This is a genomic window from Mesorhizobium sp. M1365 (assembly GCF_040317865.1).
Taxonomy (GTDB): domain Bacteria; phylum Pseudomonadota; class Alphaproteobacteria; order Rhizobiales; family Rhizobiaceae; genus Mesorhizobium.
On record NZ_JAMYLG010000001.1, the window covers coordinates 325,978 to 339,080 of the forward strand.

The following is a 13,103-nucleotide window of genomic DNA, read 5'->3' on the forward strand; positions in this document are numbered from 1 at the left end:
ACAGCTCTTGCTGCATCGCAACATTTTTGGTTGCAGCGTAGCAAAGATCCCCGTTTTTTGTTGCACTGCAAAATCGATGGGTTAATCTCGCTCTGCTTGGGCCACATGGACCGCGCGTTGGCCTGCCATCGGGCTGCGCGCCAATAATCACGACGCGAGGACCATCCTTGGCGTGCAGCATTTTCGGCCAACCCGCCTGCAATCCGCCCCTTCGCACCCGTCGATGGAAGCACGGGACTACTCACGAAATGAGGTCATTCCATGAAGATCGCGGTTGAAAACACCGTCTGCCTGAATACCGGGGATGCAGCGATTCTCCTGGCGATCCGCCATGTTTTCAAGACGATCGTGCAAGACGATATCCAGTTCTATGTCTTCGACAGCCAGCCGGAGGTGGCGGCGAGGCTCTACACGAAGAAAGAGTATCCTGATCTCGAATTCCACAAGCTGCTGTCGGAATCGCTGTTCCGCTACAAATACGGCAGCGGGCTGAAGAACCTGTTCAAGCCGATCTACAATCGGCTCATCCTCAATGCCCTGCGGCGGTTCGGCATCCGCGGCGTTCTCGGGCGTTTGTTCAACTCAAGCAATCGCCGTGGTCTCGAGATCTACAAAGACGCCGACCTCGTGGTCACGACAGGCGGAACCTATCTTGTCGAGACTTACAATCTGGAACGGCGACTCAATCAATTCCGGATCGACGCGATTCTGGGGAAGGACCCCGTCTTCTTCACGCAATCGCTCGGCCCGTTCAACAAAAGTTACAATCGCCAGGAGTTGAGCCCAATCTTCGATCGGAGCCCGCTCATCCTGCTGCGCGACGAACGTTCGCGAGGTCACATTGTGGACATGGTGAAAGACCCCGGCAAATGCCACGTCGTGGCCGACGCCGTCTTTGCCTTGGCCGACACCGACAGGATCGGAAAAATTCTGGCCTCCGGCCAGTCGGCGACCGTCACCGGCCGCGTCGCCATTTCCGTCCGTCACTGGAACTATGTCAGCGACGGCGAGGGCGGCATGCGCCGCTACATCGACTCGATCCGCGCGATCGCGACCATCCTGGTCAGGGACCACGCCAAGGAGGTCACCTTCGTCTCCACCTGCCAGGGCGTGCCGGAATACGCCCATGACGATTCCAAGACGGCGCGGGCTATCGTTGCCGAACTCGATCCGGAGATCGCCAAGCATGTCAGCGTGGACGCTTCGTTCCACACGCCGGAGCAACTGATGGCACTGGTGAAAGGCTTCGACTTCGTTGTCGCAACGCGCATGCACATGATGATCATGTCGCTCTGCGTCGGCACGCCGGTGCTGCCGATCGCGTATGAATTCAAGACCAAGGAACTTGCCAAGCGGATCGGCGTCGCCGACCTGCTGCTCGACATCGACACGGTGACGCCCGAGGAAGCGAGCGAGAAGCTCGGCAGACTTACCGCCAATCTCGACCTCTATCGCAGGACGAGCCTTCAGGCAGTGCTTGAGGAGCATGCGTCGGCGATGTCGGCAGGTGAGCTTTTGAGGCCGGTGATTGCCGGCCTAGCGGGCGTTGCGCATGGCGCTGGAAAGCGTGGTGAACAGGGCGCTGCGCGACTGGCGAAGGGCGAGCATGAGGACCAGGCCGATCGAATAATTGAGGGCACCCGCCAGGACCACCGCGAGCAGGTCTGACTGGCTGGTCAGCGATGCCGGCAACTCCCGGTACACGGACCAGGCAAGCAGCGATGACGCGATGAAAAGCCCCTGCATGACCAGGAAGTCGGCTGCGGTCACCGGGCCGACCCGGTGGACAAGAACGGCAAGCACCGGGACGCGCAGCACATAGCCGCTGATCGCGTAGGCCGCCGCGACACCGACGGCGCCCCAGTGCAGGCCGATGATGAAGGCGGCGACCGTCGTCAGCGACGAGTAGATGCCCCAGTGGAACATGGTCTTGGTCTTGCCCTGGCAGATGAAGATCCAGCCGGTGGTGCTCGAGACGGACTGGATCAGGCTGGCGATGCCCAGCCAGGCGAAGATCGGCGCCACCGCTGTCCAGCGCTCGCCGAAGAGAAGCCCGACGACCTGGTCCGACGTCAGCGTCAGCGCCGCGATGCCGGGCATAGTGATGGCCGCCAGCATCCAATTGGTTCGCACATAGATGTCGCGAAACCGCGCCTTGTCCTCATGGATGCGGCTCAGCAGCGGCACCATCACGCGTGTCAGCGGCTGGTTGATGTTCTGCAGCGGAAACAGCAGGAGCTTGTAGGCGCGGTCATAATAGCCGAGCTCGATCGCGCCCGAATATTTTCCGATCAGGATGTTGTCGAGATTGCGCGAGAAGAAGTTGGCCAGATTGAAGCCGGTCAGATTGGCGCCGAAAGACAATATGTCGGTATCGACCTTCAGGTCCGGCCGCGACGGCGTCCAGCGCGCCACCTGCCATGCCGCGGCCAGCGCGACAACAGCCGATACCGCAGGGCCGATGACCAGCGACCAGTAGCCCAGCCCCGCATAGGCGGCGATTGCGGTAGTCGCAAGTCCGGCAGCAGCGGTTATCACGTCGTTCAGCGCGAGTTGGCCAAAGCGCAAGTGACGGTTCATCAGCGCCAGCGGCACCGCGGCGAGGCTGCCAAGCAGCAGCGGCAAGGCAGAGCCGATGGTGATCCCGACCATGCGTTGATCGCCATAGAAGGCAGCGATGGCGGGCGCCAGGCATGCAACCACCACGGCACTGCCCATCCCCACCAGCGCGCTGATCCAGAATACCTGGTTGAGCTGCTCGGTGCTGATATCCTTGCGCTGGACCACGGCCTGCTGCAGGCCAAGGTTTTGAAGCAGCCCGACAAAGGCCACGATCGGCCCGACGGAAGCCACCAGGCCGAAATCCTCGGGCACGAGCAGACGGGCAAGCACGATGACCGAGAGAAACTGGATCGCCATCTTGAAGCCTTGCGCGCCGATCGTCACCATGCCGCCGCGCAGGGCGACGCGACCGAACTGGGGGGGCGGGTTGGCGTTCATGCCGGCTGCCTGGCTTCGGCCAGTTGAGCAACGATCTGCGCAAAACGTTCGTTGAGTACGTCCGCGTTGAAATCCTGCTCGATCTTGCGGCGCGCCGCATATGCGATGCGCTCGCATTTGTCCGGGTTCTCTGCCACCCAGACAAGCTTGCGGGCCAACGCCGCAACGTCTCGCTCCGGTGCGAGGAAGCCTGTCTCCTGATCCTCGATCAGTTCGGGGATGCCCGAGTGATAGGTGCTGACGACGATCAGCCCGGCGGCCATAGCTTCCATCAGCGCCACCGGAATACCCTCGAGATCGCCGTCTCGCGCGGCTACGCTAGGCAGCAGGAATACGTGGGCATTGCGCAGGCGCTGCTTGACCTCGGCATGCGGACGCGGCCCGAGGAAAGTCACCCGGTCGGCAATGCCGAGATTTGCGGCGAGCTTCTTCAACTCTTCCAGCAATTCGCCGCCGCCAATCACCGAATAGACCCAGTCGCGCCGCGGCAGGCTGGCGAGCGCCCGAAGGGCGAATTCGATGCCCTTCTTTTCGGTCAGCCGGCAGACCGAGATGAAGGACAGCGTGTCCCGGTCCCAGGAACGCCAATGGTAGCCGATCTCACCGGGCCGCACGCCCATATGGTGAACCATGACTTGCGCCGGGGGTGCGCCGACGCCGATCAGGGCGTCCCGGAAAAACGCGTTCACCGGGAGCTGGAGAACGCCCTTGTCGAAGACAACCTTGTAGCGCGTGAGCGTGTTGTCATGCAGCGGTTCGCCGACATCGCGGCCGTGGAATATGGTCACCAGCGGAGCGGAAATCCGGCCTCGTTTCATGGCGCGGGCGACGCGCATGCCGTTATTGCCGAAATGCGCGACGATCACATCGGCGTTCTGCAACTTGCGCGCAAAAGCGATGTCGACAGCGGTCGAGAGCTTATCCCAGAACCTGCCCGACCATCTCCTGAGCGTCGGGCGAAAGCGCCCCAGCCCGCCCCACCAGCAGACGACCTTGCCAGGAAGACCCTGCCAGCGGCGATCGTCGATGTTGCTGTCCTTGCCGAAGGACGTCTCGTTGCAGACGACGCCGACTTGCATGCCGCGCTCGAGGCACCCTTCTATCTGGTCGAGGACGAAGGTCTCCGACAAAGAGGGGAACTTATCAACTACGAAGCAAATCTTCATCGAATGGACGATCTTTCGAGGCCGGTCGGCGATCTGCTCGCGCGGATGAGGGATGACGCCCGTCGCCGCCGTGCAAGGCGCCTCAAGCGTCTGGGGTTGTGCGTGTCGTTGTCCCAAAGCAGCTCCCACCCTGGTCAGGCGCGAGAGCCGGCTTTTAGGCGACATGCATGGCGTTGGACGAAATACATCAGGCGGCACGCTCCAGCGCGCCTTGCCTGGCGCGGTCGAGAACGCCGAGAAAAGTCGCGAACTGGCTGTCGGGGTTCATTTGCGGCCGCTCCGAAAACAGCTGCGCCGCCGCCGACAGACGGTCGTACTCGGCCTTGTCGCTCCATAGTCGCCTGACCGCGGCGACCCAGTCGTCGAGCGGTGCGTCATAGTCGAGCACCACGCCGCCGGCGCCAATCGCTTCCGGCAGGCCGCCGCGACGGGACCCGACGACTGGAATGCCGCTGCAATGGGCCTCGGATGCCACCCGCCCCCAGGCCTCTTCCCATTTGCTGGGCGCCAGCAGGATCTTGGTGCGGCCATAGACGGTCTTCATGTCGCTGGTGCGGCTTTCCAGCCTGACGTTGCGCAGCGGGGCGATGATCTGTTCGATCTGCGCCCGATGGTCGTCGTCGAGCTTCCAGCTTTCGACGAACAGGAACGGAATTTCGGGGCATTGGCCGGCGATGCGCACGGCGAGTTCGAACCCTTTTTCGTTGTAAGGATTGATCAGCGTGACGAATTCACCGGTGGTCGGCGTGCTGTAGAGCCCGGGATTGATGGTCGGCGGGATCACGGTCGAGTCGATGCCGAACCTTTCCTTATAGGTGCGCGCGGTGAATTCGGAATTGGCGATATAAAGCGCCGAATGCAATTCGCGCAGGTCGCCGGCCAGTTCGTGGAATTCGACGTTCCGCAGATAGACCACCAGCGGTAGTCCGAGCGCCTGCAGCGCCTTTCCGATCGGCACCGATTTGTGGCACTGCACGACGGCGACATCGGGATCGAGCCGTTCGACCGCGAAGCGCGCCGCCTCCCAGGGAAACCATGCCCGCACGACCGGATAGCCGGGATAGCTGTCGATGACCGCTCGCTGGCGAAGCAGCTTCATCTTGGCGCGCGCCTTGAAGCCGAACATGCCGTCACCGAACAGCGCCGCCAAAACCGAGGCGTCATGACCGTGCTCGCGCAGCTGCTCGACCAGATGATGCGTGCTCGACTGAACGCCACCGCTGAACTGCGGCGTGTAGCCGTTACCGCCCGCAAACAGAACTTTCATGGACCTGGCTCCTTGCTGGACCGCCCTAGCGTCACGCCGCCATTCTGCCGATGCTGTGGTATTCGATGCCGTGGCGGGCGATGACCTTGGGGTCGTAGAGATTGCGTCCGTCGAAGATAACGGGCGTGGTCAGCGCGTTCTTCAGCGCATCGAAAGACGGCGCGCTGAAGCTTTTCCACTCGGTCACGATCAAGAGCGCATCGGCGCCTCGCAGCGCGGCCTCCTTGGTGCCGCACAGTTGCAGGTCATCGCGGAGCCCGTAGATCGCCTGGCATTCCTGCATCGCCTCGGGATCGTAGGCCTGGACATTGGCACCGGCGGCCCAGAGCGCTTCCATCAGCGTGCGGGCCGGGGCCTCGCGCATGTCGTCGGTATTGGGTTTGAAGGCCAAGCCCCACAGCGCAAATGTCTTGCCTTTGAGATTGCCCTTGAAATAGCGGTCCACCTTCTCGAACAGGACCGACTTCTGCTGGTTGTTGCGCTCCTCGACGGCACGCAGCAGCTTGGCGTCGAACTTGACGGCCTCGGCGGTCTTGATCAGGGCACGCACATCCTTCGGGAAACACGAGCCGCCATAGCCGAGGCCCGGATAGATGAAGTGGTAGCCGATCCGCGGGTCGCTGCCGATGCCCTTGCGGACTTCCTCGATGTCGGCGCCCAGTTGCTCGGCCAGGTTGGCCATTTCATTCATGAAGCTGATCTTGGTCGCCAGCATGCAATTGGCCGCGTATTTGGTGAACTCGGCACTGCGCACATCCATGACGATCATCTTTTCGTGGTTGCGGTTGAACGGCGCGTAGAGTTCGCGCATCACCGCCTCGGTGTCCTCGTTGCTGGTGCCGACGATGATGCGGTCGGGCTTCATACAGTCGCTCACAGCGGACCCTTCCTTGAGGAATTCCGGATTGGAGGCGACGTCGAAAGCCAGATCCTCGCGCCCGCGCGCCTTCAGCGTTGCGGCGATCCTGGCCTTTATCCTTTCGCAGGTGCCGACGGGCACGGTCGACTTGCCGACGACGATCTTGGGCTCGTCCATCTCACGACCGATGGCCTCGGCGACGGCCAGCACATATTTGAGGTCGGCCGAACCATCCTCGCCCGGCGGCGTGCCGACGGCGATCATCTGGATCTGGCCATGCTTGATCGCCGCGGCGGCGTCGGTGGTGAACTTGATGCGGCCGGCGGCATGGTTCTCCTTGACGATGTTTTCGAGCCCAGGCTCGAAGATCGGGACATGACCCTGGTTGAGCCGCTCGACCTTTTTTGCATCGATGTCGACGCAGACCACCTGATGGCCGACTTCGGCAAGCACCGCCGCCTGTACAAGACCGACATAGCCGATTCCAAAGACAGTCAAATTCATTCGGTTTCATCCCTGTTCAAGGCTTCGGGCCTGTTCGAGCTTCGGTTTTCCGACCACCTTCGGCCCGGCCGGTTCAGATGCGCTTCTAGTTTGTGTTGCATGCCAGCGATTCGGGGAATTGGCAGGGCTGGCCAAGTGCGGTGAATGCAACACGATCCACCTGCATGGTGAGCTTGCGGCCCGGATCCGAGAACGGCCCCATCCAGCCCTTCATCGTATCGCTGCCCCACAGGCTGAAATAGATCCTTTGCGAATGGGTGGGCAGCTTCGCCGGATCGGTGATCTCGTGGACAAGCTTGCCGTTGACGTACCAGCGCAGCCGGTCCTTTTCCCAGACGAAGGCGTAGTCGTTGAAGGCCTTGTCGGTGCCGCCGGCGACGTCGACCAGTTTCTCGTTCTTGCCTTTGCCGGCTATGTAGGCATTGACCTGGACCTTGGACGTGTCCTTGGTCAGCACCTCGAAGTCGATTTCATCATGCGGCTGCTTGTCGGCATCGCCGACGAAGCTGAAGAATGCCGCGTTGACGCCAGAGCCCGTGTCGGTCTTCATCCGCGCCTCGTAGGTGCCGTAGCCGAAGCGCTGCTTGGTCTGGATCTCGGCGCAGGCGAATTCGCGATCCTTCAGCTTGCGCTTCTCGAAACCGAGCGTCAGCATGCCGTCGGAAAGCCCGATCAGGCTTTTGGACCAGGTGCAGTTCTGATGCTTGCCGTTCGTCCAGCCGTCGGAAATGTACCAGCGCGCGCGACTGAGGCTGGTGAAATCATCGACAAAGGACGGCGCGGTTGGGAGATCCTGCGCGCCGGCGGGCACCAGGCCCGCAACCAGACTGCCGAGAACGACCAGCAGAAACGCGCCGTCTGAACGGAGCCGCCGCAGCTTGCCTGGGATCGGGCGCGTGAACGGGGTGCCTCGGGTTGCCGGGGCGGGCGTGCTTTTAAGATCTGCGTTCATATCAAACTCACCTTGTGCTGTGCGCCCCCAAAGCGATCGTTCGAACCGTGACGAAACAACCTGATCTTGACCTCTGTCGCTCCCAAGCTCCGTGTTGTGCCTAAAACCATTGCGCCGACCCGGGTGTTCGCTCAGCCTGTGCCGGAATCGGCGGGCTTCACAAAATCGGTCCTTATGTCGGGACCGTTCTGCCGCTTCTCTTCGAAGATTTCATCCAGCGAATGACGGAGATCCTTCATCTTCTGCATCTGGCGCGACAGCGCTGCGATGCGCCGCTCGCAATTCAGGATCGACCTGGTCAGTTCGCCGACTTCGGAAGACCTGCGAGAGGAGACCGTTCCGTTCTCCATCGCCTCAACCAGAAAGGCGGCATTGGTAGCCGTTGTCCTGTAGCGGTTCTCAAGGCCGCTCTTCTCCGCCTCGACTTCGGCCGAGATCTGGTCCAGCAGCTTTGCCAACCGATCAAGGCGCGAGGTGTCGGTCTGCGTGTCGCGCGCCGGATCTCTCGACCGGAAGCGAAAGATCGAGGCCATGCAGTCAGCGCCCCATCATCGTCGAGCTGGTGAACGGCCTTAGTGCCCGTCCACATTCAAAAGACATTTCTTGCATCGTCCAGCTCCTCCGACAGGGTATGTCTCGGGCCAGTTCGGTTGGCCGTCCAAAATTGCTGCACCGCAACATAGATTGCCATTCCCTGCGCGCATAGGCAACCACCTAGATCGTAACTCATGAATCTCGTTGAAATGGTGCGAGCCGACCGAAGGGTAAGGGAGTGGCTACCGCCATCGCACGTTGACGTGCCTAGCTTTCGTTGGCCGTGCTGGTTCCGGCCATGAGGAAGCGCAGCGGCGGCACATGCTGACGCTTCGCAGCGAGACCAGCGCGGCGAAACAGCGCATCCAGCTTGTCGGAGGCAACGCCGCGGACGACGGCTGTGAGGTTGGACGAGCCGGCCAAGGCGTAGGCCGCGGCCGGTGCCAACCCGCGCTCAGCCTTCACGTCTAAAAACTTCCGCAACCGGTATTTGTCGCGGATGTGCCGCTCGTGCCTTCTCAGCGCAGCCTTCGATGCCTCCGGCAAACTGTCGATCGCAAGCAGTGCCAGGTCGGCATCGGCCAGATGCTTCAGGTCCTGGGTCTTGTGCCGTCCGCTCAGCGAATCGGCGCGCACGATCGCGCCGTAGCCACAGGATTTGATGACCTTGAAGCGCGCGCCAAGGGCAACCGCGCGCGCATAGAGTTCATAGTCTTCACCCAGGCGCAGCTTCTCGTCGTAGCGCAGCCCATGCCGATCGAGGAAGGCGCGGCTGATCACGGGTTTGAGGAACCCCAGTTCCCCTCGTTGCACACGGCGCCTGGAGATGTTGGCGTCGATGAAACCCTCGAAATCGAGGAATTCCGGCTCGGGCGAGAACGGTGGAGCCACGATTTTCGAAACGTCGGTTGCCGCGTCATCCCTGACAAGCATGATGTTGTCTGCGGCGAAATCCCAATCGGTGCTGGCGAACAGTCTGTGAAACCTGCCTTCGAAAAAGAAATCATCAGCGTCCAGAATGCTGATGAACGGCGACCTGGAACCGGCAATCGCGGCGTTGCGTGCAAAGGATGGGCCGCGATTGGCGTCGAAGCGGATGACGGAAAGACGGCCCGTGCCGTCGCCGGCCGCGTGGGCGACTTTCGCGGTATCGTCGGTGGACGCGTCGTCGACGACGACAACCTCCGCAACCTCAGGCTCGCGTAATGCCGATGCAATGGCAGCCGGGATTGTCCGCGCCGCATTGCGGGCGGCGATGATCACGCAGACCTGGAATGATGTCATAGACATGCCTCTCGGTTGCAGAAGCCGTTGCGGATTTCCTCGCCCCGTCCGCTCAATGCCCCACCGCCCATCCTGAAATGCATCGGCCCAAACGCCTATGCTGCAAATGCGAAGCAAGCATCGCCAAAATCATCGGCGCCGTCCAGTTTTTCATTTTGCTGGGTGTCATTGGCCCGGTTGGGTAGGCGGCGAGCCTCAATCGGGATGGCTCCAGAAATGCGCCGCTTGGCAGAGCCGTTCCTACACGCTCCATCAGAGCGCTCAACTGGCAGAAACCAGTTGCTGATCCTCGCCGACCGGACGGCGGCGGGGCGGAGCGAGCGCGTCGAGGCCCGCAGTGTCAAGGAATTGAAAGAACAGGAATGCCGACTGCCCGTGTCGTTGAGGTGAGCAATTCGTCAGGGGACCGGCGAGCTTAACCACAGGTCACATGGACATCGCAGACCGCGGCCAGGCCCGAAATCAGTGAAGGCCTCTCCTGGCGCTGAGTTTCTCGGCTTCGGCCGCTTCGTTCGAACTCAGCTTTCGTTCAGCGTCGCGGATTTTGTCGGCCGGGGTCGGGGCATTTCTGGCAACCATGGCAAAGACCAGCAGAAAATAACCCAGTTGGATGACTATAGCGCAGCCGATGACACGAAACAGCGTCGTACCGAGCGAGGCGCCGCCTAAATAGGACCAGACGATCACGATCGCCAGCGCAAAACACATTCCGATAATGAACTTTGGCAGTGACATACCCGATAGCCCATCAACCGGCTCGGGAAAAAATGTCGACAAGCCCACCCCGAGCACCTCCCTTAAACTCTGCGAGCTTATTTAGGTTGCCCGCTTCTGGCCGGTTGCTTCCGGCCTAGCCCAATCTGTCCATAGTCCGACAGAAACAATTTGCAACTCTATTGAGCCGCGCAATAGGCGGCAAGGGCAGCTGCGCAATAAATTTTAAACGAATCCTCGGGATCGACTCTGCCATGGTGCAACGCACACGTCGGCATCACCACTGATTGCCGGATATCGACTCACTCCAGTAAGATTTATAATATTGAATAGTATTTTAGCATAACATCAGTCATTATCTTGAAATTCTAAATGACGGCAAAGCTCCACAGGAGGGTATAAAGAGCGATTCGCCTAAAATCAGCCCCAAAATAGGACTAGTTTTTCCAAAATTGCCCATAATCTGTCTCTTTTGCGACATAAAGGCGAAATTTTGTGCAGGACGAGTTTATTATTTAGTCAGTTCATGACGCGACTATTACAGCCGTCTGGGAAATTGTGTGTTGCGCTGCAACATTTTTTTGGTATCGTGCGGTAAACCATCCGTTCAACGTATGGAGTTTACGCATGAGGGACGTAGCCAAGCCGGCCGATGCGGATTTTTCGCAGGCCGGCGTCGATTTTCCGCCACCGATTGGCGGCCTGCTCAAACGCAGCTTCGATATTGTCGGTTCGCTGATCGGCCTGGTCGCTCTCAGCCCGCTGTTCGTGATGATAGCGCTGCTTGTCAGGTTTTCCGATGGCGGGCCGATTTTCTATGGTCACAGCCGGATCGGCCGCGGAGGACGGATTTTTCCGTGCCTCAAGTTCCGCACCATGGTTCCAGACGGCGAGCGGGTGCTTGCTGCCTATCTCGCCGCGAATCCGGAGGCCAACGCCGAATGGATAGCGACCCGCAAGTTGAAGAACGACCCGCGGATCACGCGCGTCGGAGCGGTGCTGAGGAAGCTCAGCCTCGATGAGTTGCCGCAGATCATCAACATCCTGCAGGGGGATATGAGCCTGGTCGGGCCTCGTCCCGTGGTGCGCGATGAGCTGGAGATTTATGGCAATTCGGCCGTCTATTATCTTAAATCGCGCCCCGGCCTGACAGGGCTGTGGCAGGTCAGCGGACGCAACGATGTTTCGTATGACAGCCGCGTCGCATTCGACAGGCACTATGTCGAGAACTGGTCGATGTTCGAAGACATCCGCATCATCATCAAGACCGTACCCGCGGTCTGGATGTCGCGAGGCTGCTACTGACGGCCGCTTGCTGGCCGTGCATCGAGGAGCGACTGTCCAGAATTCGGGCCTGGAACTCAGGCCCCTAACTCAGGCATCGGCAGCTCATCGGGCGGGGCAAACCAGATCGGAAACGCTCAGTTGAAAGCAGATACAATCGATATTTTTTGCACCGGTATTCTCTCCAGACGCATGCGGCGAGTACGGCTTTTGACGACTTGCCTTACAATGGCGACCGGCCTGACGCTGTCGCTCGCCTTGCCACAGTTTGCCTTCGCCGACGACTATCGCCTAGGAGCACAGGACAAGCTGACCATTCGCGTGGCGGAATGGCAGACCGTCGAAGGCACGTTCCGTGACTGGTCGGCCATCAATGGAGAATACACGGTCGGGCCCGCTGGAACCTTGTCGGTTCCCTTCGTCGGCGAGATGCCCGCATCCGGCAAGACGACTTCGGAGATCGCCGCATCGCTCGGCGAGGCGCTGCAGCGCAAGCTCGCTCTGGCCGACAAGCCGGAGGCTTCCGTCGAAATGGCACAGTACCGGCCATTCTACATCTCCGGCGAGGTGCAATCGCCCGGCCAGTATCCTTGTGTGCCTGGGTTGTCCGTGCTGAAAGCGATGAGCATTGCCGGCGGAGCCCGGCGGAACCCGGAGAGCGGGCAGCGCTACGACCGCGACCTGATCAATGCGAAGGGCAATTTCGACGTATTACAAGACCAATTGGTCAGGCTGACCGTCAAGCGCGCCCGCATCGAAGCGGAACTGGCGGACAAGCCGGCATTCGCGGTGCCGAAAGAGGTGGCCGACGATCCGAAGCTGCCCAGCATCGTTGCCGATGAGACGGCGATCCTGGCGGCCGACCAGAAGAAACTCAAGCTGCGCTTGCAGGCGCTCGACGATTTGAAGGCGCTGCTGCAGAGCGAGATCGATTCGCTGCAGAAAAAGATCGTCAACCAGCAGAAGCAGGTTGATCTGGCGAAGGAGCAGCTCAACGGCATCGGCTCGCTGGCGCAAAAGGGCCTGGTCGTCAACACGCGGGTTTTGAACTCGCAGCAAACCATCGCCGATCTCGAGGGCCAGATCCTGGATTACGAAACGGCGATTCTCACGGCCAAGCAGTCGATCAGCAAGGCCACCCAGGACGCCATCGATCTCGAGAATACCCAGAACTCCAGCCTCGCGACCGACCGGCAACAGACGGAAGCCGATCTCAACGAGGTGACGCTGAAGCTGAATATGGAAAAGGCCTTGATGTCCGAAGCCTTGTCGGGCAGCCCCATGCCGCAATTCTACGGCAACAACGAACCAGCGGCCTTATCATTTTCCCTGGTGCGGGTGGTCGACGGCAAGACCAGCGAAATCACCGCCGATGAAGACACGCCGGTGCTGCCAGGGGACGTGATCAAGGTCAAACCGGCGCCCCTGGCCATCCAGTAGCTTCTTTCCACCGGAGCAAAGCACCAACCCCGCAGGCAGCGGTCTGCGGGGTTTTTGCGTTTGGGATCTTATGGGTCAGAAAACAAGGCGGCCTTCGGG

The 13,103-nt window shown here is 60.6% G+C and carries 10 protein-coding genes and 1 pseudogene; 3 read left to right on the forward strand and 8 right to left on the reverse strand.

Going from position 1 to position 13,103, the window contains the following annotated elements; genetic code table 11:
- Positions 1-261: 261 nt before the first annotated feature.
- A pseudogene (locus tag NKH04_RS01490) lies at positions 262-1,314 on the forward strand (polysaccharide pyruvyl transferase family protein); the annotation flags it as partial.
- 222 nt (positions 1,315-1,536) lie between these two features.
- Here NKH04_RS01490 and NKH04_RS01495 read toward each other — a convergent pair.
- The 8 genes from NKH04_RS01495 to NKH04_RS01530 form a co-directional block, all read right to left on the reverse strand.
- On the reverse strand, positions 1,537-3,000 hold the full coding sequence (locus NKH04_RS01495; RefSeq protein WP_352469926.1) for a lipopolysaccharide biosynthesis protein: 1,464 nt from the start codon (positions 2,998-3,000) through the stop codon (positions 1,537-1,539).
- A complete protein-coding gene (locus NKH04_RS01500; protein ID WP_353043968.1) occupies positions 2,997-4,166 on the reverse strand; it encodes a glycosyltransferase in 1,170 nt (389 codons plus the stop codon). Before NKH04_RS01500 ends, NKH04_RS01495 begins: the two co-directional genes overlap by 4 nt.
- A gap of 187 nt (positions 4,167-4,353) precedes the next feature.
- Positions 4,354-5,433 (reverse strand): glycosyltransferase, encoded by a 1,080-nt coding sequence (locus tag NKH04_RS01505; RefSeq protein ID WP_353012141.1) that lies wholly within the window; start codon positions 5,431-5,433, stop codon positions 4,354-4,356.
- A 31-nt stretch (positions 5,434-5,464) separates the two neighbouring features.
- A complete protein-coding gene (locus NKH04_RS01510; RefSeq protein WP_352469923.1) occupies positions 5,465-6,796 on the reverse strand; it encodes a UDP-glucose dehydrogenase family protein in 1,332 nt (443 codons plus the stop codon).
- Positions 6,797-6,881: 85 nt separating this feature from the next.
- Positions 6,882-7,748 carry an endo-1,3-1,4-beta-glycanase ExoK gene (gene exoK, locus NKH04_RS01515; protein ID WP_352767249.1) on the reverse strand — a complete coding sequence of 289 codons (867 nt, stop codon included), beginning with the start codon at positions 7,746-7,748 and terminating at the stop codon, positions 6,882-6,884.
- A gap of 131 nt (positions 7,749-7,879) precedes the next feature.
- Positions 7,880-8,281, reverse strand: a complete 402-nt coding sequence (locus NKH04_RS01520) for a hypothetical protein (protein WP_352469921.1) — start codon at positions 8,279-8,281, stop codon at positions 7,880-7,882.
- A 268-nt stretch (positions 8,282-8,549) separates the two neighbouring features.
- On the reverse strand, positions 8,550-9,572 hold the full coding sequence (locus tag NKH04_RS01525; RefSeq protein ID WP_352469920.1) for a glycosyltransferase family 2 protein: 1,023 nt from the start codon (positions 9,570-9,572) through the stop codon (positions 8,550-8,552).
- Positions 9,573-10,028: 456 nt separating this feature from the next.
- Positions 10,029-10,349 (reverse strand): exopolysaccharide production repressor protein, encoded by a 321-nt coding sequence (locus NKH04_RS01530; RefSeq protein WP_352469919.1) that lies wholly within the window; start codon positions 10,347-10,349, stop codon positions 10,029-10,031.
- 558 nt (positions 10,350-10,907) lie between these two features.
- Between NKH04_RS01530 and NKH04_RS01535 the strand changes: the two genes are divergently transcribed.
- Together NKH04_RS01535 and NKH04_RS01540 are read left to right on the forward strand one after the other, a co-directional pair.
- A complete protein-coding gene (locus NKH04_RS01535; protein ID WP_023676307.1) occupies positions 10,908-11,585 on the forward strand; it encodes a sugar transferase in 678 nt (225 codons plus the stop codon).
- Positions 11,586-11,792: 207 nt separating this feature from the next.
- Positions 11,793-13,004: a polysaccharide biosynthesis/export family protein gene (locus NKH04_RS01540; protein ID WP_352540403.1), complete on the forward strand. Its 1,212-nt coding sequence runs from the start codon at positions 11,793-11,795 to the stop codon at positions 13,002-13,004.
- The last annotated feature ends 99 nt before the right edge of the window (positions 13,005-13,103 follow it).